Annotated in this window: 22 protein-coding genes; 15 read left to right on the plus strand and 7 right to left on the minus strand. The window is 67.0% G+C overall.

Annotation, left to right across the window (positions count from 1 at the left end; genetic code table 11):
* Positions 1–182: 182 nt before the first annotated feature.
* The 4 genes from otnI to GTP77_RS27620 all read left to right on the plus strand — a co-directional run bounded on the left by otnI (position 183) and on the right by GTP77_RS27620 (position 3,376).
* Complete coding sequence (gene otnI, locus GTP77_RS27605) at positions 183–974, plus strand: 2-oxo-tetronate isomerase (protein WP_161075365.1); 792 nt, start codon at positions 183–185, stop codon at positions 972–974.
* 61 nt (positions 975–1,035) lie between these two features.
* A complete protein-coding gene (locus tag GTP77_RS27610) occupies positions 1,036–1,878 on the plus strand; it encodes a hypothetical protein (RefSeq protein ID WP_229202402.1) in 843 nt (280 codons plus the stop codon).
* Positions 1,879–1,888: 10 nt separating this feature from the next.
* Entirely contained in the window at positions 1,889–2,446 is a 558-nt protein-coding gene (locus GTP77_RS27615; protein WP_187358875.1) for a hypothetical protein, read from the plus strand.
* Between the two features lie 48 nt (positions 2,447–2,494).
* Positions 2,495–3,376 (plus strand): universal stress protein, encoded by an 882-nt coding sequence (locus GTP77_RS27620; protein WP_161075366.1) that lies wholly within the window; start codon positions 2,495–2,497, stop codon positions 3,374–3,376.
* Positions 3,377–3,402: 26 nt separating this feature from the next.
* Here the strand turns inward: GTP77_RS27620 and GTP77_RS27625 are convergent, their stop codons facing one another.
* A complete protein-coding gene (locus GTP77_RS27625) occupies positions 3,403–3,744 on the minus strand; it encodes a hypothetical protein (RefSeq protein ID WP_371869409.1) in 342 nt (113 codons plus the stop codon).
* 368 nt (positions 3,745–4,112) lie between these two features.
* Here GTP77_RS27625 and GTP77_RS27630 point away from each other — a divergent pair, with 368 nt between their 5' ends.
* Genes GTP77_RS27630 through GTP77_RS27655 form a run of 6 tightly spaced genes read left to right on the plus strand, consistent with a single transcriptional unit; the run spans position 4,113 to position 10,876 of the window.
* Entirely contained in the window at positions 4,113–6,326 is a 2,214-nt protein-coding gene (locus GTP77_RS27630) for an EAL domain-containing protein (protein ID WP_161075368.1), read from the plus strand.
* Positions 6,323–6,652 carry a hypothetical protein gene (locus GTP77_RS27635; protein ID WP_161075369.1) on the plus strand — a complete coding sequence of 110 codons (330 nt, stop codon included), beginning with the start codon at positions 6,323–6,325 and terminating at the stop codon, positions 6,650–6,652. Before GTP77_RS27630 ends, GTP77_RS27635 begins: the two co-directional genes overlap by 4 nt.
* 2 nt (positions 6,653–6,654) lie before the next feature.
* On the plus strand, positions 6,655–7,500 hold the full coding sequence (locus tag GTP77_RS27640; protein WP_161075370.1) for an HDOD domain-containing protein: 846 nt from the start codon (positions 6,655–6,657) through the stop codon (positions 7,498–7,500).
* Between the two features lie 18 nt (positions 7,501–7,518).
* A complete protein-coding gene (locus tag GTP77_RS27645) occupies positions 7,519–9,015 on the plus strand; it encodes a PAS domain-containing sensor histidine kinase (RefSeq protein ID WP_161075371.1) in 1,497 nt (498 codons plus the stop codon).
* Positions 9,012–10,361: a response regulator c-di-GMP phosphodiesterase, NosR family gene (gene nosR, locus GTP77_RS27650; RefSeq protein ID WP_161075372.1), complete on the plus strand. Its 1,350-nt coding sequence runs from the start codon at positions 9,012–9,014 to the stop codon at positions 10,359–10,361. Before GTP77_RS27645 ends, nosR begins: the two co-directional genes overlap by 4 nt.
* Positions 10,358–10,876, plus strand: a complete 519-nt coding sequence (locus tag GTP77_RS27655; protein ID WP_161075373.1) for a response regulator — start codon at positions 10,358–10,360, stop codon at positions 10,874–10,876. The genes nosR and GTP77_RS27655 overlap by 4 nt, the downstream gene beginning before the upstream one ends.
* Here the strand turns inward: GTP77_RS27655 and GTP77_RS27660 are convergent.
* The 3 genes from GTP77_RS27660 to GTP77_RS27670 all read right to left on the minus strand — a co-directional run bounded on the left by GTP77_RS27660 (position 10,866) and on the right by GTP77_RS27670 (position 13,907).
* Positions 10,866–12,170, minus strand: a complete 1,305-nt coding sequence (locus tag GTP77_RS27660) for an ATP-binding protein (protein WP_161075374.1) — start codon at positions 12,168–12,170, stop codon at positions 10,866–10,868. The genes GTP77_RS27655 and GTP77_RS27660 overlap by 11 nt on opposite strands.
* Positions 12,171–12,248: 78 nt before the next feature.
* Positions 12,249–13,169 carry a M90 family metallopeptidase gene (locus GTP77_RS27665; protein WP_161075375.1) on the minus strand — a complete coding sequence of 307 codons (921 nt, stop codon included), beginning with the start codon at positions 13,167–13,169 and terminating at the stop codon, positions 12,249–12,251.
* 126 nt (positions 13,170–13,295) lie between these two features.
* A complete protein-coding gene (locus GTP77_RS27670) occupies positions 13,296–13,907 on the minus strand; it encodes a winged helix-turn-helix domain-containing protein (RefSeq protein ID WP_228895854.1) in 612 nt (203 codons plus the stop codon).
* 237 nt (positions 13,908–14,144) lie between these two features.
* Here GTP77_RS27670 and GTP77_RS27675 point away from each other — a divergent pair, with 237 nt between their 5' ends.
* The 3 genes from GTP77_RS27675 to GTP77_RS27685 all read left to right on the plus strand — a co-directional run bounded on the left by GTP77_RS27675 (position 14,145) and on the right by GTP77_RS27685 (position 16,721).
* Positions 14,145–14,405 (plus strand): hypothetical protein, encoded by a 261-nt coding sequence (locus GTP77_RS27675; protein WP_161075376.1) that lies wholly within the window; start codon positions 14,145–14,147, stop codon positions 14,403–14,405.
* A 295-nt stretch (positions 14,406–14,700) separates the two neighbouring features.
* Complete coding sequence (locus GTP77_RS27680; protein ID WP_161075377.1) at positions 14,701–15,750, plus strand: OmpA family protein; 1,050 nt, start codon at positions 14,701–14,703, stop codon at positions 15,748–15,750.
* 74 nt (positions 15,751–15,824) lie between these two features.
* Complete coding sequence (locus GTP77_RS27685) at positions 15,825–16,721, plus strand: YihY/virulence factor BrkB family protein (RefSeq protein ID WP_161075378.1); 897 nt, start codon at positions 15,825–15,827, stop codon at positions 16,719–16,721.
* On the opposite strand, the gene GTP77_RS27690 is transcribed toward GTP77_RS27685, so the two are convergent.
* The 3 genes from GTP77_RS27690 to GTP77_RS27700 all read right to left on the minus strand — a co-directional run bounded on the left by GTP77_RS27690 (position 16,718) and on the right by GTP77_RS27700 (position 18,858).
* Positions 16,718–17,299 carry a hypothetical protein gene (locus GTP77_RS27690; RefSeq protein WP_161075379.1) on the minus strand — a complete coding sequence of 194 codons (582 nt, stop codon included), beginning with the start codon at positions 17,297–17,299 and terminating at the stop codon, positions 16,718–16,720. The two genes, GTP77_RS27685 and GTP77_RS27690, sit on opposite strands and share 4 nt — an antisense overlap.
* Before the next feature lie 74 nt (positions 17,300–17,373).
* Entirely contained in the window at positions 17,374–18,492 is a 1,119-nt protein-coding gene (locus tag GTP77_RS27695; RefSeq protein WP_161075397.1) for an AI-2E family transporter, read from the minus strand.
* A gap of 51 nt (positions 18,493–18,543) precedes the next feature.
* Positions 18,544–18,858, minus strand: coding sequence for a BON domain-containing protein (locus GTP77_RS27700; protein WP_161075380.1), 315 nt, complete (start codon positions 18,856–18,858; stop codon positions 18,544–18,546).
* A 206-nt stretch (positions 18,859–19,064) separates the two neighbouring features.
* Between GTP77_RS27700 and GTP77_RS27705 the strand changes: the two genes are divergently transcribed.
* Positions 19,065–19,508, plus strand: a complete 444-nt coding sequence (locus GTP77_RS27705; protein ID WP_161075381.1) for an outer membrane lipoprotein — start codon at positions 19,065–19,067, stop codon at positions 19,506–19,508.
* An 80-nt stretch (positions 19,509–19,588) separates the two neighbouring features.
* Entirely contained in the window at positions 19,589–19,741 is a 153-nt protein-coding gene (locus GTP77_RS27710; RefSeq protein WP_161075382.1) for a DUF3309 domain-containing protein, read from the plus strand.
* Positions 19,742–19,753: the final 12 nt, after the last annotated feature.

Consider the following 19,753-nt stretch of genomic DNA (forward strand, 5'->3'; position numbering starts at 1 on the left):
CCGGCCGTGCCGGGCGGCGGCCGCAGCGCCCCGCGCGCAGCGCCACCGCACCGCTCCGGCGGCCGCGGCCGTTAATTCCCCGCCGCCCCTGATCCGGGCGGCAATATAGGGAAAGCAAAAAAGGGGTCAGGGTTAATTAAGTCGGTATACTTAATTAACCCTGCCCCCTTTTTTATTGCTGTATGCCAAAGTTCTGCGCCAATCTGTCCATGCTGTTCACCGAGCTGCCCTTCCTGGACCGCTTTGCGGCGGCGCGCGAGGCGGGCTTTGATGCGGTGGAATTCCTGTTCCCCTATGCCTACGATCCGGACCAGCTCAACGAGCGCCTGCACCGCCATCGGCTGAAGCTGGTGCTGCACAATATGCCGCCCGGCGACTGGGCCGCCGGCGACCGCGGCATGGCCTGCGATCCGCGCCGCGCCGACGAGTTCCGCGACAGCGTGCAGCAGGCCATCGCCTTCGCCACCGAGCTGGAGGTGGACAAGCTGCATTGCATGGCCGGCATCCTGCCCGGCGGCCTGGCGCCCGAGCGCGCCCGCGAAACGCTGGTCGGCAATCTGCAATACGCGGCGGACCGTTGCCAGGAGCACGGCATCGCCCTGCTCATCGAGCCCATCAACACCTACGACATGCCGGGCTACTTCCTGAACCGCAGCAGCCAGGCGCTCGACATCATGGCCGCCTGCGCCCGCCCCAATCTGTTACTGCAGTACGACATCTACCATATGCAGCGCATGGAGGGCGAGCTGGCCAACACCATCCGCGCCTGCCTGCCCCGCATCGGCCACATGCAGCTGGCCGACACACCCGGCCGCCACGAGCCGGGCACCGGCGAGATCAACTACCCCTTCCTGTTCCGCCTGCTCGACGAGCTGGGCTATGACGGCTACCTGGGCTGCGAATACACGCCGCTGGCCGGCACGGCCGAAGGCCTGGGCTGGATCGCGGGGCTAGCTGACGGCCGTTTGCGCTAGCGCAAAACCCCGATCTTTGCTCGGAGCAAGATAGGTCCTCACCTTCAAGGGAGAGGACCCGATGAAACTGCTCCGCATTCCGGCAAGCGCGCTTGCCGCCCTGCTCGCGGCGCTGGCCGCCGCGCTCGCCCTCGGCGGCTGCGCCGGCAATCCGCGCCTGCACGAAGCCCGCGAGTTCGCGGCCGAGTCCGCCAAGCTGGGCGGTTTTGCCGACCTCACCCAGCGCTTCCGCGACACCTACCAGCGCGAACAGCCCTACCTGTCCCCCGCCGCCGACCAGCGCGAGCGCGCCGCCGACGCGCGCCGCCACGCCGCCTATCCGGACCTGATGGCCATCCACGAAGCGGTGCTGCTGTATATGCAAACGCTGGGCAAGCTGGCCGGCGGCGAGACCTTCGACCTGAAGGCGCCGCTCAAGACCATGGGCACCGGCATCAAGGCCTGGCCGGACACCGGCCTGACCGACCGCCACGTGAACGCCTACAGCGGCCTGGCGCAGCTGCTGGCGCGCACCGTCACCAACCCCTACCAGGAGCGCGCCGTGCAAGCCATGGTGCGCGACGGCGACCAGCAGCTGCAAGCCTTGCTGGAGGCGATGCAGAACCTGCTGCGCTACTACGGCAAGAGCAGCGACAACGAGCGCGATATCGTGCTGGGCATGCTGGAGGTGGAGATCGCCTACGCCGACACGCCGCGCGACCGCCTGCTGGCGGCGCTGGCCAAGTCGCACCGCCTGGCCAAGCGCAACGAGTACCGCCTGATCGGCCTGCGCCACACGCTGGCGGCCAAGCATGTGGCGGCCATTGCGGCGGCCCACGCGGCGCTGGTGCAGCACATGGCGCAGGAAGGCAAGCCGGACGCCGCCCTGGCCGACGAATATTCCACCGCAGCCGCCGCCCAATAAGGAGCACGCCATGAACCCATCCGCCCCCCCAGCCGTGACCGCCCGCGCCTTTGAAACGCTGGCCGACAGCCTGTCCGCCTGCGCCGACGAACTGCATCTGCGCATCATGAAGGCGATCCGCCGCAATCCGCCCGGCGGCCCGCCGCGCGAGCCGCAAACAGACCCGACCACGCAAGCCGCGCTGACCGGCCTGGCCCCGTCCGCCCCCGCCGCTGCCCCGTCCAGTCCAGCCAGCGGCAAGCTGGAGCTGGGCATTTCCCACGGCGCCGCGCAGGCGCTGTTCGAAAACGAAGTGGCGCTGCGCCAGCGCGCCAACAGCCTTTACGTGGACGCCGCGCTGCTGGCCGCGTCCGGCCTGCGCGTGCCCGAGCGCACGCTGCTGGACCTGGTGGCGGTGGCGCGCCGCCGCATCCGCGACGCCGGCCTGCTGAAAGACCTGATCGGCATCACCGCCGACATGCTGGGCCTGGCGGCCGCGCTGGCCGCCGGCAAGCCCGAGCATCTGCCCGGCGTGGTGGAAAGCATCAAGGACCGCTACGCGCGGCTGAAGGAAGACCGCGCCGGCTGATGCCGCAGCGGCCTATAATCAAGACATGCCCCCGCCAAGGAGCGCCGCATGTCTTACAAATCTATCGTGGTCCACGTGGACGAAGCGCCGCGCGTGGCCGAACGCATCCGCTATGCCGTGGAACTGGCGCAGCAGGACGATGGCCACCTGCTGGGCGTCGCCATGACCGGCATCGCCCGCGCCCTGTACCAGAACGCCATCGTCGACGAGCAGGATCCCAACCTGGCCCTGCATCTGAATTTCCTGAGAGAACGCGCGAACCGCGCGCTGGAGCAGTTCGGGCCGCTGGTCCAGCGCCTCGGCCTGCAGGACTATGAACAGCGCGTGATCGACGACGACCCCGGCGCCGGCCTGAGCCTGCTGGCGCGCCATGCCGACCTGGTGGTGATAGGCCAGGCCGATCCCGAACACGCGTCCACCTCGGCCGGCAGCGAGTTTCCGGCCCAGGTGCTCAGCCATGCCGGCTGCCCGGTGCTGCTGGTGCCCTACGCCGGGCTGCCCCGGCCCGCGTCCGGCCAGGCCGGGCCGGCGCGGCGCATCCTGGTGGCCTGGAACGCCAGCAAGGAGGCGGCGCGCGCGGTGCGGGAGGCGCTGCCGCTGCTGCGGCGCGCCGAGCGCGTGCAAATTGCCGTGTTCGATCCCGACAGCGAGCGCGCCCTGCACGGCGCCTCGCCCGGCGCGGACCTGCTGCAATACCTGGCGCGGCAAGGCGTGCAGGCGGACATCCTGGTGCGCCAGTCGCAGCGCGCCGGCCTGCTGAAGCGCCCCACCGGCACCGGCGAGGCGCTGCTGGCCCTGCTGGCGGAGGAAGGCTGCGACCTGCTGGTGCTGGGCGCTTACGGCCATTCGCGCTTCCGGGAAACGCTGCTGGGCGGCGTCACGCGCACCGTGCTGGAAAGCATGACGGTGCCGGTGCTGATGGCGCACTGAACCAGCGCATCGCGCTGGCGCGCCGGCTAGCCCTCGGCCCAGGACTGGCTGCGGATCTTGGCCACCTGGCGCTGCGCCAGCCATTTCCACAGCTGCAGCGCGTCGGCCTGCGGCGCGCCCGCCATGCGGCGCGGGCTGGCCAGGGCGATTTCGCAGTCGCGATCGGACCATTCGGCGAAGATGATGTCGCCGCCGCTGGCCACTTCCACTTCATACATCAGGCCGTCGTCATAGCCGAAGCGCAGCACGGCCGTGCCGGGGCCGCCGTCCGGTCCGGGCACGGCGCCGCTATAGATTTCCGCCAGGGCCGCAGCCAGCTGGGATTCCGTCGGCGCAGCCACGTCGCGGCCGTCCGGGCGAGTCAGCACTACCCATGCCTGTGTCATTGACGCTCCCCCTTCTCAACTCGTTAGCATTCTTCTGGCGAATAATGTACCGGCTCGGGCAACTACGCCATGATCCATGTCTAGCATGGGCCTTGAGGACCGCATATTGGTATTTTTATTGTAGCAACAATCCAGCCTGTGGCCTGCCCGGCTTATAAATTCCCTGTCCCGGTTGCAGGCCCACAACAACGCGCGCCAGCCAGTGGGTTTCGTCTTGCAATCGGGAAAGAAGCAGCCCCGTCCTGCGGCGCTGCGCGCACGGCATGCTGCGCGCACGCAGCGCCACGCCCGCCGTATAATCAAAGCAACCGCCGCTCCCACGCCAGCATGTTCACCGATAGGAACGCCCGATGGAACTGGATGCCACGCCGCAGTTATCCGCCCGCGTCAAGGAACTGGAAGACCTGCTGGCCTTCCACAGCACCTACGACAAGCTGACCGGCCTGCCCAAGCGCAACCTGTTCACCGACCGCCTGCAGCAAGCCTTGCTCAAAGCCCAGCGCCGCAACGGCCAGCTGGCCTTGCTGTGCATCGGCATCGACAACTACAACTTCATCAACGAAAGCCTGGGCCACACCGGCGGCAACCAGCTGCTGGCCGGCGTGGCCGAGCGCCTGCGCGCCTGCGTGCGCAGCGACGACACCGTGGCCCTGTTGGGCGGCAACGAGTTCATCGTCATGCTTAGCGAGGTCGGCAGCCCGGCCGACGCGGTGCCGGTGTGCGAAACCATCTTCGCCACCCTGGCGCCGGCCTTCGCGCTGCAGGGCCAGCAGGTGCACGCCAGCGCCAGCATCGGCGTGGTGCACAGCCCGCAGGACGGGCGCGACGGCGCCACGCTGCTGCGCTACGCCGACATGGCGCTCACGCGCGCGCGCGAGCTGGGCGGCGCGCACTACCAGTTCTTCGCCTCCGAGATGAACCACCGCACGCTGGAACGCATCGGCATGGAGGCGGCGCTGCGGCTGGCGGTGTTCCGCGACGAGCTGCAACTGCGCTACCAGCCGCTGGCGGACCTGCAAAACGGCGCCGTGACCAGCCTGGAGGCGCTGGTGCGCTGGCAGCATCCCGAGCTGGGACTGATCCCGGCGCAGCGTTTCGTGCCGGTGGCCGAGGAAGCTGGCCTGGCCGGCGCCATCGGCGCCTGGGTGCTGCGCCGCGCCTGCCAGGACATGCGCGCCTGGCGCGACGCCGGGCTGGCGCCGGTGCGGGTGGCGGTCAACCTCTCGCCCAAGCAGTGCCGCGACCGGCTGCTGCCGGGCCAGGTGGCCGCCGCGCTGGAGGAGTACGGCCTGCCGCCCAGCGCCCTGGCGCTGGAAATCACCGAGGCCGCGCTGCCGCTGGACAGCGCCGCCGGCGGCGAGCTGCTGGGGCCGCTCAAGGCCCTGGGCGTGGCGCTGGTGCTGGACGACTTCGGCACCGGCTACTCCTCGCTGAGCAATCTGAAGCGGCATGCTTTCGACGTGGTCAAGATCGACTGCGCCTTCATCCGCGACATCATCACCGACGCCGGCGACGCCGCGCTGTCCAAGACCATCATCTCCATGGCCCACCTGCTGGGCATGCAGGTGGTGGCCGAGGGCGTGGAAAGCGAGGCGCAGTGCGACTTCCTGCGCCGCCACAGCTGCGACCTGATCCAGGGCTATTTCTTCGCCGCCCCGCTGCTGGCCGACGAGGTGGCGGCCCTGCTGCGCGACGGCCGCCGCCTGCCGCCGCACCTGCTGCGCATCCAGAAGCAACAGCGCAGCCTGCTGCTGGTGGACGACGAGCAGAACATCGTGTCGGCCCTGAAGCGCCTGCTGCGCCGCGACGACTACCAGATCCACACCGCCCACAGCGGCCAGGAAGGCCTGGACCTGCTGGCGCGGCAGGCGGTGGACGTGATCGTGTCCGACCAGCGCATGCCCGGCATGCTGGGCGCGGACTTCCTGCGCAAGGCCAAGGAGCTGTACCCGGACACGCTGCGCATCATGCTGTCCGGCTACACCGAGCTGCAGTCGGTGACGGACGCCGTCAACGAAGGCGCCATCTACAAATTCCTGACCAAGCCCTGGGACGACGAACAGCTGCGCGGCCATATCGCCGAAGCCTTCCGCCTCAAGGAAATCGCCGACGAGAACGAGCGCCTGAACCTGGAACTGCGCACCGTGAACCTCGAACTGGCCTCGGCCAACCGCCGCCTGGAGGAAGTGCTGCGCCAGAAGCAGCAGCAGATCAGCCGCGACGAGATCAGCCTGGGCGTGGCGCGCGAGCTGCTGCAGCACCTGCCGCTGCCCGTCATCGGCATGGACGACCAGGGCATGATCGCCTTCGTCAACGCCGCCGCCGAGCATTTGTTCCGGCACGGCGGCCCCCTGCTCGGCGACGAGGCCTGCGTGGTGCTGCCTGAACTGTTCCCGGCCGGGGACGGCTTCCAGGCCATGGCCGCCGGCGGCCTGCGCGCGCCCGGCACGCACGAGGCCGACATCGGCGGCGTGCGCTACGCGGTCGATGTCTACCCCATGGGCGAAAGCTCCAGCTCGCGCGGCAGCCTGATCGCCCTGAGCCGCACCGGAACACTGCCATGAGCGCAATACAAATTGAACTCGAGGAAGCCAGCGCCGGCATGGTGCTGGCCGAGGCCCTGCTCGACAGCCACGGCGGGGTGCTGCTGCCGCCGGGCGCCGTGCTCAGCGAGTCCACGCTGGCCTCGCTGCGCCGGCGCGGCATTGCCGGCTGCAGCGTGCTGGCGCCGCAGGAACCGGACGGCGAGGACGCGTCCGACCCCGCGCTGGCCGCCGCGCGCGCGCAGCAGCGCCTGCAACGCCTGCAGCACCTGTTCCGCCACAGCGCGGACACCGAAGCCACGGGCCAGCTGCTGCGCCTGCTGGCCGCCTACCGCAGCCGGAGCTGACCATGGCCACCCTACCCACCATGGAAGACGTGGCCCGCCGCGTGCAGGACCTGCCCTCGCTGCCGGCCGTGGTGGGCGAGCTGCTGGCCTGCGTGGGCCAGGAGGGGCTGGACTTGCAGGTCCTGGCCGGCAAGATCGCGCTCGACCAGTCGCTCTCGGCCAAGACCCTGCGCCTGGCCAACTCCTCCTTCTACGGCATGCCCTCCCGCGTGACCACCATCCAGCAGGCGGTGGCGGTGCTGGGCGTGCACAATATCCGCACCCTGGTGACGGCCTGCTCGGTGACCGGCAGCTTCCGCGGCATGGCCGGCAGCAGCTTCGACCTGCCCGCCTTCTGGCGCCACTCCGTGGCCACCGCCGCCTGCGCGCGCGCGCTGGCCCGCCCGCTGCGCCAGAACCCGGACACGGCCTTCATCGCCGGCCTGCTGCACGACCTGGGCACGCTGGTGCTGGCCACCCGCTACCCGGACGAATACGCCATGCTGGAAGCGCACCGCGTGCAACAAGATTGCAGCCAGAGCGAAGCCGAGCGCGCCATCTTCGGCTTCGACCACGCCGGCATAGGCGGCGCGCTGGCCGCGCGCTGGCAGTTCCCGCTGCAGATCCAGCGCGCGGTGGCGCGCCACCACAACACCGAGGAACTGGAAGCGCCTTCGCTGGCCCTGGCCATCCACCTGGCCAACGCCGTTGCGCACGGGCTGGACCTGGCCGGGCGCGAGGACGAGCAGGCGCCGCCGGTGGGCTGGCCGGCCTGGCAGGCCGCCGCGCTGAGCGACCAAGTCTGCCAGGAAGTGTTCGCCGAGTCCGAGCGCACCTTCCACGACCTGTGCCAGATCCTGGTCAACTGAGCGCCCGGGAGAGCCGCCATGCCCCACAGCACAGCCAGCGCAGCCAGCACCAGCGGTCCCGGCGCGCATGCGGCCGGTGAAGCCGGCCCGGCCGCCATCGCCCTGTCGGCCTTCCTCGACGGCCACCCCGTGGCCACCTTCGTGCTCGACACCGCGCACACCATCACGCACTGGAACAAGGCCTGCGAGCACCTGCTGGGCTGGAGCACGGAGGAAATGGTGGGCACGAAAAACCACTGGCAGGCCTTCTACCCCAAGCAGCGCGCGCTGCTGGCCGACCTCATCGTGTCCGGCGTGGACCCGGCCGCCAGCGAGCACTACCGCGAACGCCACAAGCGCTCCGCGCTCATCCCCGGCGCCTACGAGGACGAGGACTTCTTCCCCAATATCGGCGTCAGCGGCCACTGGCTGCACTTCACGGCGGCGCCGCTGCGCGACGGCGGCGGCCAGGTGGTGGGCGCGATCCAGACGCTGCGCGACGTGACCGAGCGCCGGGTGGCGGAAAACGCGCTGCGCAAGGCGCACGACAGCCTGGAGCACCTGGTCGAAAAGCGCACGGCCCAGCTGGCCGAGGCGAACCAGCGGCTGGAGGACGACATCCGCCAGCGCGAACTGGCCGACGCCGAACTGCGCCGCCGCAATATCGAGCTGACCGAACTCAACGCGCAGCTCGGCATGGCCCAGCAGCAGTTGCTGCAGTCGGAAAAACTGGCCTCCATCGGCCAGCTGGCGGCCGGCGTGGCGCACGAGATCAACAACCCCATCGGCTACATCTTCTCCAACTTCGGCACCCTGCAAAGCTACCTGGGCAGCCTGTTCGAGATGCTGCAGGCCTACCGCGAGGCCGAGCCCCACGTGGCCGACGCCGCCACCGCCGAACGCCTGCGCGCCATGCGCGAGGGGCTGGACCTGGACTTCCTGCGCGAAGACATCCCCTCGCTGATGAACGAGTCCAAGGAAGGCATCGTGCGCGTGCGCCACATCGTGCAGGACCTGAAGGACTTCTCGCGCGTGGACGCCAACCAGGAATGGGTGTGGGCCAATCTGCACCAGGGCATAGACTCCACGCTCAACATCGTCAGCAACGAGGTCAAGTACAAGGCCGACGTGGTCAAGCACTACGGCGACATCCCGGACATCGAATGCCTGCCGCTGCAGCTCAACCAGGTGATCATGAACCTGGTGGTGAACGCGGCGCACGCCATAGCCGGCGAGCGCGGCACCATCACCGTCGCCACCGGCGCCGATGACGGCGGCCACGTGTGGCTGGAAGTGCGCGACAACGGCAGCGGCATCGCGCCGGACAACCTGTCGCGCATCTTCGACCCCTTCTTCACCACCAAGCCGGTCGGCAAAGGCACGGGACTGGGGCTGTCCATGGCCTACGGCATCGTGCGCAAGCACAACGGCGCCATCACGGTCCAGTCCACGGTGGGCGCCGGCACCACCTTCCGCGTGCTGCTGCCGGTGCGCCATGACAAGTCCCCGACCGAACCAGGAGCCCCCCAGCCATGACGCCTGCCCAGCCCCTTGCCGCCGCGCCCCCGCCCGCCGCACCCGCGGCGGCCATGCCCACCCTGCTGTGCGTGGACGACGAGCCCAACATCCTGGCCTCGCTGCGGCGCCTGTTCCGCCCCGCCGGCTACCGCGTGCTGCTGGCCGAAAGCGGGGCCGAGGGCCTGCGCGTGCTCGAGGCCGAAGCGGTGGACCTGGTGATTTCCGACATGCGCATGCCGGAGATGGACGGCGCCCGGTTCCTGGCCCAGGTGCGCCAGCGCTGGCCGGACACGGTACGGCTGCTGCTGACCGGCTACTCCGACATCCAGTCCATCCAGGACGCCATCAACTGCGGCGAGATCTACCGCTACATCACCAAGCCCTGGGACGACAACGACATCCAGCTGGTGGTGCGCCACGCGCTGGAGCGGCGCGCGCTGGAGCAGGAAAAGCAGCGCCTGGAAGCGCTCACGCTGCGCCAGAACGAGGAGCTGAAGCAGCTCAACCACAGCCTGGAGGCCAAGGTCGAGGCGCGCACCCTGCAGCTCAAGCTGTCGCGCGACGCGGCCATCGCCGCGAACGACAAGCTCAAGCACAATTTCGTCACCACCATCAAGGTCATTTCCAGCATGCTGGAGATGCGCGGCGGCGCGCTGTCCGGCCACGCGCGCCAGGTGGCCGACCTGGCGCGCAAGATCGCCGTCCACCTCAAGCTGGACGCGCGCGAGGCGCAGGACGTGTTCGTGGCCGGCCTGCTGCACGACCTGGGCAAGATAGGCTATAGCGACGACATGCTGGCCACGCCGCTGACCATGCTGCACGGCGAGGAGCTGGGCCTGTTCCGCAAGCATCCCGTGCGCGCCGAGCAACTGCTGATGCCGCTGGAGGACTTGCGCGGCAGCGCCGCCATCCTGCGCGCCCAGCTCGAACGCTTTGACGGCAACGGCTTCCCGGACGGCGTGGCCGGGCTGGCGATCCCGCTGGGCGCGCGCATCCTGGCGCTGGCGGTGGACTATTTCAACCTGCAGCAAGGCGCCATGGTGCAGCGCCACCTGCGCGCCGACGAGGCCAAGTCGCTCATCATCAACGCCAGCGGCACGCGCTACGACCCGCACGTGGTGAACGCCTTCCGCCATGTGGTGGACAGCGGCGGCGGCGACGAGGCCAGCGGCGTGGAGATGCTGTCGGGCGAACTGGTGCCCGGCATGGTGCTGGCGCGCGACCTGGTCAGCCGCGACGGCCTGATGCTGCTGGCCGCCGACCATGTGCTGGACGCGCGCATGATCCAGCAGGTGCAGGACTTTGAAGCGAAAAGCGGCGGCCGCCTGCCGATACGCGTGCGGCCCGCAAAGGAGAAGCAATGAGGCGCATCCTGCTGCTGGACGACGAAATGAATGTGCTGCTGGCCCTGCAGCGCTCCATGCGCGCCCACCTGGCCATCCCCGACCTGCGCGTGGAAATCTTCACCAATCCCTACGACGCGCTGCAGCGCGTGTGCGCCTGCGAGTTCGACCTGGCCATCTCCGACTACCGCATGCCCCACATGAGCGGCGTGGCCTTCCTGCAAGCGCTCAAGGACGTGGCGCCCAACACCATACGCATGATGCTGACCGCCTCCACCGATTTTGAAACCGCCATGAGCGCCATCAACGACGCCCAGGTGTTCCGCTTCATCCCCAAGCCCTGGCACCTGGCCGAGCTGCAAACCAATATCGGCGAAGCGCTGGCGCAGCGCGACAGCCTGCTCGCCAGCCAGGGGCTGCAGCCCGCGCCGCCCACGCCGCTCACGCCGCAGGAGCTGGAGGCGCAGCGGCTGGAAGCGGAGGAACCCGGCCTGCTGAAGGTCAACTGGGCGCCGGACGGCTCCATCATCCTGTAGCCGCGGCCGCTTCGGTCTTGGGCGGATGCACCGGCAGCCGTATCGTGAAGCGCGTGCCCTTGCCCACCTCCGAGGCCACCTCGATGCGGCCGCCGTGCTTGTGCACGATGCCGTAGGACAGCGACAAGCCCAGCCCCGTGCCGCTGCCCACCGGCTTGGTGGTGAAAAAAGGTTCGAAGATGCGGTTCAGGTTCTCCGCCGGTATGCCGCAGCCGCTGTCGCCCACCTCTATCCACACCCAGCCTTTCTCGGCGCCGGTGCGCAGGGTGATGGTGCCGCGCTCCTTGATGGCGTGGCCGGCGTTGACCAGCAGGTTCATGAACACCTGGTTCAGCTGCGAGGCCAGGCATTCGACCTGCGGCAGCACGCCGTAGTGCTTCTCCACCGTGCACTTGTACTTGATTTCATTGGCCACGATATTCAGCGTGCTGTCCAGGCCGTGGTGCAGGTCGGCCACCTGCCACTCGGTTTCGCCCACGTGGGAAAAGTCCTTGAGCGCCTGCACAATGTCCTTGACGCGCTTCAGGCCGTCCATGGATTCCTTCACCAGTTCGGTCACGTCCTCGCGCAGAAACGCCAGGTCGGCCGCCTGCCGCGCCGCCGCGATGCGCCCGGCCAGCACCGCCGGCAGCGGCTGCGCGGCCAGCGCCTGGTCGTAGGCGTCGAGCACGCCGAACAGCGTGCCGACATAGCTGCGCAGCGTGTTCATATTGGAATTGACGAAGCCCACCGGATTGTTGATCTCATGCGCAATACCGGCCGCCAGCTGGCCGATGGAGGCCATTTTTTCCGACTGCAGCAATTGCTCGTGCGCCTCGCGCAGCTTGGCGATCAGCTCGTGCTGGGCCTGCTCCATATGCTTGCGCACCGTGATGTCGGTCAGCGAGCCTATCACCTCCAGCGGCGCGCCGTGCTCGTCGCGTATCAGGCGCAGGCTGTCGTGCATCCACAGGTAAGAGCCGTCCGCCGCGCGGAAGCGGTACTCGTAGGCGCGCTGCCCTTCGGTGAAAATGCTGGCCAGGCTGGAGAAGATATTCGGCGCGTCGTCCGGGTGGATATGGTCGAACCAGAAATTCGGGTCGGCAACCATGTCCTCCGGCCGGTAGCCCAGCACATTGAGGGCGTTGTTGCTGACGAAGGTCATCTTGAAGTCGCCGCTGGGCACGGTGCAATAGATGATGGCGGGGGTGTTGTCGACCAGGTACTGCAAGCGCACCAGCGGCGAGGCGGCTTCGGCGGCGGTGGCCGGCGCCGAGGGGGCTTGCGTGAAAAAATCGAATTCCTCGAATTGCATGCAGCCCTCCGCCCACGCCAGGGATATGCTGCGATTATGCGCTTTTCCGTTTTGGAAAGCGCACTATTTATTCGCCCGCTACCAGCTTGCAATCGCGTAGGAACGGCGCGGCTCGCCGCTGTGCGCCGGCATGGGCGCCAAGCCCGTGGCCAGCGCCGTCAGGGGCTCCGGCGGCGCAGGCTGCGCCAGCCAGGCGCGCGGATCGACCCGGTAGTATTTCAGGAACTCGCCGAACAGCGCGGCATGGCGCTCGGCCATCTGCCACGGCTTTTCGAAAAAGGTCTCGGTGGCCACGGCGAAGAATTCGGCCGGGCTGGTGGCGCCGTAATGGTCGATCACGCTGTCCTGGCGGCCGTAATAGGCGTCGTAGCGCAGGTTGTCGTAGTCGCGCGACAGCACGGCCGACCAGCTGCGGTAGCTGTCCTGGCTGCCCAGGTAGGGCGCGCCGTTGGTGCTGCCCGATTCGCTGTCGAGCTGGTGCGCAAACTCGTGCAGCACCACATTGTGGCCGTCGGTCCAGTCGCGGTAGCCGAGTTTGACGTCCGCCCAGGACAGCACCACGCGGCCGTCGTCCCAGGATTCGCCCAGCAGGGTTTGCTTATGGGCCGTCACCACGCCGCCCGCCTCCATCTGCTGGCGCGGCGCCAGGAAGGCGCTGGGATACAGCAGGATGGTGTGCAGCGCGCGGTAGACCTTGCTGGGCCGGTTCAGCAGCAGCAAACAAGCCTGGCCGGCGATGGTGTAGCGCATCTCGTCGTCCACCTCCAGCCCTTCGCAGCCGACGAACTTCTTGGTGTGCAGGAACTGTTTGATCAGCTGCTGCAATTGCAGCTGCAATTCCGCGCCCATGCTGCTGTAGACCGGGATATTGCGCAGCAGCACGGCCTGCGCGGCGGCCGGCAAGGGCCGCGCCAGCGCGCGGCGCAGGGTCCAGCGCGGGTACAGCAGGGGTGCGGCCAGCGCCAGCGCCAACACGGGGAGCCACAACAATCCGTCCATAGTGCCATCCATAAGGAAACTCGTCCGCCTCAGGTGGGGTTCCTTTGCGCCAATTCAATGCGCAACAGCCGGAACGCTGTCCGGCTGTTCTTACTTTAGCACTGCGGCGGCGCTGCTGCGCCGGACTTACGCTTTCTGCAGCGAGGTGGGCGCGCCGAACAGGGCGGCGACCAGCGGATCGCGGGTGACCGGGCCGCGGTTCACGCGGATGGCGTAATGGGTGTCGTCGGCCAGGATGTGGAAATGGCGTCCGGCACCGGCCATGGCCTGCTCGCGCAGGCTGGGGCGTTCCTTGCGCGGCGGCGCGCCTTCGCGCTTGGGCTGCGAAATGGCGGCCAGGAACATCTTCACGCGCTCAGGGTCGGGCGTCAGCTGGTAGACCGCCTTGCCCAGGTAGGTGGCGGTGCCTTCTATATAGCGCGCCAGTTCGATCACGCCGGCATCGCGCAGGTCGCGGATGTATTTGCGCGCGCCGGACGGCGAAAACTTGAGGAACCATGCAATCTCGTCCGCCAGCATCTCGTGCTGCTGCAGCTCGCCGATCAGTTTTTGCATATTCTCGATGCGGCGCAGCGTGGCCGAAGTCGAGCGCACCCGCTCGATCGGCGCCAGCGACAGGGCCTTGCGTTCAGAAATGGGACCGGGACGCTCCACCAGCGTCAGCCGGGGCTTGTCAGCCGATTTGATGGGCTCCTGCAGGGCAAGACCGGAATTTTGGTTTTGTATGATTGCATGCATTTCATCACTCCTTTAACGATAGCCAGCATTGCTTGGAGCAGGCCCGACTGCCTTTTCCAGCGACACACTAGTCTGGTTTCTTGGCTCCAGAATGCCGCCGGGGCCATTTTTGGTCTGTGCGGCAACGAACATAAATGAGCAATACGCAAACTTGGGCTTGGTGCGTTCGCGTACAGAAGGGAACGCTGAAGACCGCTAATCTGGCTGCAGCTTGTCCACTTGAAGAGAGGATTCATCATGAAACTGTCCGTCCTGTTAGCTGCCGCCGCCGCCACCCTGGCCCTGGCTGCCTGCGAACGCACCACCGTCAACAATCCGCCGCCGGTAGACACGCCGGCCCCTGCCGCCGTTCCCGTCCCTGTGCCGGTGCCCGTCCCCGGTCCCGCCGGTCCGCAAGGCGCACCGGGCGAACCCGGCAAGCCAGGCGACACGGTGATCGTGGTGCCGGACGCCGCCAAACCGGCCCCGGAACCCGCCCCCGCACCACCGGCACGCTGATTACAAGTAATTACAAGTCATTACAAGTCACCAAGCTTGTTACTCTGATACAATGCCACCGCGCCGCACCATTTTTGGTGCCGGCGCTGTTTCCATTGGACCGCGCAATTTGCGCGTGGTTCACGGACTGGGGCGTCACAAATCGACAACACTTTTGATTTTGCGCAAGGTTTTGTGCGGTAACGCACGGTTCAGTTGGATGAATGTCCATAGAGTCCAGTCCAACAGCAGAGCAAGATGCTGGAAACTTCGCTGTGTAGGCAGCACCACCTTCAAATAAAAACGGGAGTTATTTGTGAAAAAGACCAACAAGCTCGCTATCATTGCAGCCATCGTTACGCTGTCGTCGACCGCCGCCATGGCCCAAGATGCACAGATCAATCCAAACTGGTACATCCAGCCTAGCCTGAGCACCTTCAATCCGGACTCCGGCTTCGTCACCGACAAGAGCGCATACGGCGCCGGCCTGAAATTCGGCAAAGCCATCGCCCCGAGCTGGGACATCCAGGCTGGCTACACCTATGCCCGCGCCAAGGAAGACGCGCGCCGCTACCAGCAAGAGACCCTGGGCCTGGACGGCTTGTACCTGTTCTCCCGCAACTCCTTCCGTCCCTTCCTGCTGGCAGGTATCGGCGCCGAGCGCGACACCCAAAACCAGCCTCTGCGCAGCGAAGTGCGCAAAAGCTCCCCGTTCATCAGCGCCGGCCTGGGTTTCCAGGCTGACCTGACCGACCGCGCCGCAATGCAAGTGGACCTGCGCAATGTGCACGGTTTCCTGCGCGGTTCGGCCTTCCCGGCCGTCGGCAGCAAGAGCAACAACCTGTACCTGACCTTCGGCCTGAACTACGCCCTGGGCGCCAAGCCAGTGCCGCCGGCTCCAGCTCCCGCACCAGCGCCGGCTCCTGAGCCAGTCGCCGCGCCAGCGCCTGCACCGGTTGCTCCGCCGCCGCCACCAGCGCCGCGCTTCGAAAAAATCACCATGTCGGCGACCGAACTGTTTGCCTTCGACAGCGCCAAGCTGAACCCGAACCAGCCTAAGCTGGACGAGCTGGCCACGCTGCTGAACAACAACCCATCCGTCGGCAATGTGACCATCACCGGCCACACCGACCTGATCGGTTCGGACAAGTACAATCAGAAGCTGTCGGAACAGCGCGCCAACTCGGTCAAGGCTTACCTGACCGGCAAAGGCGTTGCCGCCGACCGTCTGACCGCCGTGGGCAAGGGCGAGTCCCAGCCTGTCGTTAAATGCGACAACAAAAAACGCGCAGACCTGATCAAGTGCCTGGAGCCTAACCGCCGCGTTGAAGTCGACCAAGTGACCATCGAACGCCGCGTGAACTAATCGCACGGCTGGTCATCTGACTGATAGAGAGGGGGCTTCGGCCCCCTCTTTCCATTTCGGAAGGAGAACTTGCCATGAAACACATCCCGCCCCGGGTGAAGACGCTGCGCAGCGTGGCCGTCTGCACCGTCACCGAATGGCTGGAGCACCGCGCCAGCAGCAAAGGCGCGGCGCTGGCCTTCTACACCATGTTTTCCATCGCGCCCATCCTGGTGCTGGTGATCGCCATCGCCGGCGCCTTCTACGGCCAGCAGGCGGCCCAGGGCGAACTGTTCGGCCAGTTGCGCGGCCTGGTCGGGCCGCAGGGCGCGGAAGCGCTGCAGGCGGTGCTGGCCGGCGCGCGCAATCCCGAGCAGGGCCGCTTCGCAACGCTGGCCGCCGGCGCCCTGCTGCTGTTCGGCGCCACCACCGTGTTCGCCGAACTGAAAGCCAGCCTGGACGAAATCTGGCAGCTGCCGCCGCTCACGCAGGGCACGCTGTGGGACACCGTGCGCACCCGCTTGCTGTCCTTCGGCATGGTGCTGGTGCTGGGTTTCCTGCTGCTGGTGTCGCTGGTGGTGAGCGCGGCGCTGGCCGTGCTGGACAACTACTGGCAGGGGCTGTGGAGCAAAGCCACGCTGGCGTTAAGCGTGCTCAACTGGGTGATCGGCTTCGCCGTCATCGCCGCCATGTTCGGCGTGATCTACAAGCTGCTGCCGCGCATCGTGCTGTCGTGGCGCGACGTGACCATAGGCGCGCTCGGCACGGCGGCCCTGTTCACGCTGGGGAAGTATGGCATCGGGGCGTATATCGGCAACAGCGGCGTGGCCAGCAGCTTCGGCGCGGCCGGCTCGCTGATCGCCCTGCTGCTATGGGTCTACTACTCGGCGCAGATCTTCTTTCTCGGCGCCGAGTTCGCGCGCCAGTACGCGCTGCAGCTGGGCAGCCTGCGCCACCACCCGCGCGACGAACACGGCAATCTGCTGTTCTAGTGCCGCTCGCCAGGCAGGCGGGCCGCCGCGTGGGTGATCTCCAGGCGTCCGCCGCCCAGGCAGCCGGCAATGGCGGCCGGCACGGCGCCGGGCCGGTTCACCGCATGCAAATGGAATAGCAGCTGGCCCGCCGCCAGTTCGCCCCAGCCGGCCATGGCCAGCTCGCCCGAGCGGTGCTGCACCAGCACGTGCACGCTGCAAGCCAGGCCCGCCACCGGCTCGGCCAGCAGCATATGGTCGATACGGTAGACGTCCTCGTCCATCGCACGCGTGGCGACCGCGCCCAGCACGGTCTTCTGTTTCAGCAGATTGCCGGCGCGGTCCGGCGCCAGGGCCTGGCGCGCCATGCACACCATGTACTCGGCCCGGCCCAGGCGCAGGCTAAGGAATTGTTCGGGGTCGCACTCGAGCTGGGGCGCCGCTTGCTGCAAGGCGGCCATGGCGGCGCGCGCAGCCTGGGGGGCCGGGCGCAGGACGGGGATAGCGTGCCCGCCGCAGTCCTCCAGTTCCAGCAATTCGTCGGTGCAGGGAAAAGGCAGCGCCGTGCCTTGCTTGCCTTCAAAAAGAATAGCCATCATTATTCTCCGGTCAGTGCCAACGCAGGGGTGGTGTTGATTTTATACGCCCCCTGCCGGAGAAATTCAAGCCCGCTCTATTCTCCCAGCAGCTCGGCCACCGCTTCCATGCCTTCCACCCGCTCGGCCACCACTTTGACGATCACGATCACCGGCACGCCCAGCAGCAGTCCCCACACGCCCCACAGCCAGCCCCAGAACAGCAGGCTGACGAACACGGCGGCGGGATTCATGCGGGCGATGCGGCCGGTCATCCAGGTGGTGACGAAAGTGCCCACCAGCGTGGCGATGGCCAGCGAAGCGCCGGTCACCAGCAGCACCATTTGCAGCGATTCGAACTGCATGAAGGCCACCACGCCGGTGGCGCTGGTAATGAGCAAGGGGCCGAAGTAAGGCATCAGGTGCAGCAGCCCGGCCACGATGGCCCACGCGCCCGCGTTCTCCAGGCCGATGGCGCGCAAGGCCATCCACATCAGCAGCGCCAGCAGCACATTGGTCACCAGCAGCATGAACATATAGCGCTGGATGCTGCTGTTGATGTCCTCGAGAATATGCACGGTGACTTTTTTGCGGCTCAGCGAAGGCCCGGTCAGCTTGACCAGCTTGCGCTTGAAGGTGTCGCCCGAGAGCAGCAGGAAGAACACCAGGAAGATCACCATGGTGGCCTGGCTGACAAAGCCGGCCACGCCCATGGAGCCGGCCCACACCCAGTCGATCACCTTGATGCCGCCCTGCTCGGCCGGCACGGCCTTGCGCACGGTGCGCTTGGCGCTGCCGGACGCGGCCTGCTCGATCTCGGTGGCGACGGCCTGGATGCGTTCTATCGTGCTGGGGCCTTTGCCCAGCTTGTCGGACATCAGGCGCGCGAGTTTATGGGTAACGGTGGGAAGCTCGTCGACGATGCTCTCGAATTCGCCGTGCAGCTTGTCGGCAATGGCGGCCGAGCCGCACAGGATGGCGACGGTGACCAGGGTGGCGCCCAGGGCGCGCGGCAGGCGCAAGCGCTCCAGCCAGCACACCAGCGGATTCAGGGTATAAGCGAGGAAGATGCCGAGCAGCAGGGGCACGAGGAAATTCTTGGCCCATTGCAGCGCGTAGAGAAAGGAAACGGTGGCAATAATGCCGAGCGCGATGCCGCGCGCGTGTACATGCAGTGGAAGGCGGGAGGCAGCCTCGGTGTCGTCGGCGGGCGTCATGGGGATGTCGGCAGGCGGCGCCATCCCCGCAGGGACGGCGCCGCGCGCAGCTTACTTCACGCGAATGTCGTTTTTCACCGACTTCACGCCGGCTACGCCGCGCGCAATTTCACCGGCCTTGGTGATATCGCCAGGCTGGGCGACAAAGCCGCTCAGCTGCACGGTGCCTTTGAAGGTCTCGACATTGATCTCAGTCGATTTCAGCGTAGGCTCGTTGAAAATGCTGGCCTTCACTTTGGTGGTCAGCACGGTGTCGTCGACGTATTCGCCGGCGCCTTCCTTGGTCGGGCTGGAGGCGCAGCCAACAACGGTAAAGACGGTAGCGGCGGTAAATACAGCGGTAGCGAATTTTTGAGCGATCTTCATGGTCTTCTCCTTGGTTTTGAAAGGTGCTCAACTGAGCAGTCTGCAGTTTGGCCCAGGCGCGGCGCGGCTTCTGTACGCTAGCGTACACACCATGAATTATTTGCCGCATTTGAAACAAACCCTGCAGCAAAAGGCTCCGTGCGTCATCGCACAGACCCCGGAAGGCAAGCTGACTATGCTGTAAGCACACTTTCCAGGAGATCGATATGAAGACCACACCTACTCTTGCGGCATTGATGATCGCAGCTTCCGCCCTGATCACCGGCTGCTCCAGCACCCCCATGCAATCCACCAGCTACACCACCGCCGGCAACGAAGCCACCACCGGGGTGATCGACAACATCCAGATCGTCCGCCTCGATCCCGCCACCAGCGGCGTGGGCGCCGTCACCGGTGGCCTGGTGGGCGCGCTGGTAGGTAACCAGGTCGGCTCCGGCACAGGCCGCGCGGCTGCCACGGCGGCCGGCGCGATCGGCGGCGCCGTGGTCGGCAACCAGGTGGAACGCAACCGCAACCAGCCTTACGACGCCTATCAGATCACCGTGCGGCTGGACAACGGCGAGTACCGCACCATCAACCAGGACAGCGTCTACGACCTGCGCGTGGGCAACCGCGTGCGCATGGTCGACGGCCGCGTCTACCGCTACTAAGCAGCGACTACACAGCCACCAAGCAGCCACCAAGCAGCCACCAAGCACCGCACCACCAATTACAACTCAAGGAGAACGCCATGGGAACCATCATTCTGATCGTATTAGTCCTGCTGCTGATAGGCGCGCTGCCGGCCTGGCCGCACAGCCGCAACTGGGGCTATGCGCCCAGCGGCGTCACGGGACTGATCGTACTGGTCCTGCTATTCATGCTGATTACCGGCCGGCTGTAAGCGGCCGCATGC

Source organism: Pseudoduganella aquatica (assembly GCF_009857595.1).
Taxonomy (GTDB): Bacteria; Pseudomonadota; Gammaproteobacteria; order Burkholderiales; family Burkholderiaceae_D; genus Rugamonas; species Rugamonas aquatica_A.

Excerpts from the sequence above, each read along its gene's own strand:
- otnI (WP_161075365.1), top strand. The coding sequence starts at position 183 with ATGCCAAAGTTCTGCGCCAATCTGTCCATGCTGTTCACCGAGCTGCCC.
- GTP77_RS27700 (WP_161075380.1), bottom strand. The coding sequence starts at position 18,858 with ATGAAGATCGCTCAAAAATTCGCTACCGCTGTATTTACCGCCGCTACC.
- GTP77_RS27705 (WP_161075381.1), top strand. The coding sequence starts at position 19,065 with ATGAAGACCACACCTACTCTTGCGGCATTGATGATCGCAGCTTCCGCC.
- GTP77_RS27615 (WP_187358875.1), top strand. The coding sequence starts at position 1,889 with ATGAACCCATCCGCCCCCCCAGCCGTGACCGCCCGCGCCTTTGAAACG.
- GTP77_RS27670 (WP_228895854.1), bottom strand. The coding sequence starts at position 13,907 with ATGCATGCAATCATACAAAACCAAAATTCCGGTCTTGCCCTGCAGGAG.
- GTP77_RS27685 (WP_161075378.1), top strand. The coding sequence starts at position 15,825 with ATGAAACACATCCCGCCCCGGGTGAAGACGCTGCGCAGCGTGGCCGTC.
- GTP77_RS27635 (WP_161075369.1), top strand. The coding sequence starts at position 6,323 with ATGAGCGCAATACAAATTGAACTCGAGGAAGCCAGCGCCGGCATGGTG.
- GTP77_RS27675 (WP_161075376.1), top strand. The coding sequence starts at position 14,145 with ATGAAACTGTCCGTCCTGTTAGCTGCCGCCGCCGCCACCCTGGCCCTG.
- GTP77_RS27610 (WP_229202402.1), top strand. The coding sequence starts at position 1,036 with ATGAAACTGCTCCGCATTCCGGCAAGCGCGCTTGCCGCCCTGCTCGCG.
- GTP77_RS27630 (WP_161075368.1), top strand. The coding sequence starts at position 4,113 with ATGGAACTGGATGCCACGCCGCAGTTATCCGCCCGCGTCAAGGAACTG.
- GTP77_RS27655 (WP_161075373.1), top strand. The coding sequence starts at position 10,358 with ATGAGGCGCATCCTGCTGCTGGACGACGAAATGAATGTGCTGCTGGCC.
- GTP77_RS27645 (WP_161075371.1), top strand. The coding sequence starts at position 7,519 with ATGCCCCACAGCACAGCCAGCGCAGCCAGCACCAGCGGTCCCGGCGCG.
- nosR (WP_161075372.1), top strand. The coding sequence starts at position 9,012 with ATGACGCCTGCCCAGCCCCTTGCCGCCGCGCCCCCGCCCGCCGCACCC.
- GTP77_RS27665 (WP_161075375.1), bottom strand. The coding sequence starts at position 13,169 with ATGGACGGATTGTTGTGGCTCCCCGTGTTGGCGCTGGCGCTGGCCGCA.
- GTP77_RS27620 (WP_161075366.1), top strand. The coding sequence starts at position 2,495 with ATGTCTTACAAATCTATCGTGGTCCACGTGGACGAAGCGCCGCGCGTG.
- GTP77_RS27640 (WP_161075370.1), top strand. The coding sequence starts at position 6,655 with ATGGCCACCCTACCCACCATGGAAGACGTGGCCCGCCGCGTGCAGGAC.
- GTP77_RS27710 (WP_161075382.1), top strand. The coding sequence starts at position 19,589 with ATGGGAACCATCATTCTGATCGTATTAGTCCTGCTGCTGATAGGCGCG.
- GTP77_RS27690 (WP_161075379.1), bottom strand. The coding sequence starts at position 17,299 with ATGATGGCTATTCTTTTTGAAGGCAAGCAAGGCACGGCGCTGCCTTTT.
- GTP77_RS27660 (WP_161075374.1), bottom strand. The coding sequence starts at position 12,170 with ATGCAATTCGAGGAATTCGATTTTTTCACGCAAGCCCCCTCGGCGCCG.
- GTP77_RS27695 (WP_161075397.1), bottom strand. The coding sequence starts at position 18,492 with ATGACGCCCGCCGACGACACCGAGGCTGCCTCCCGCCTTCCACTGCAT.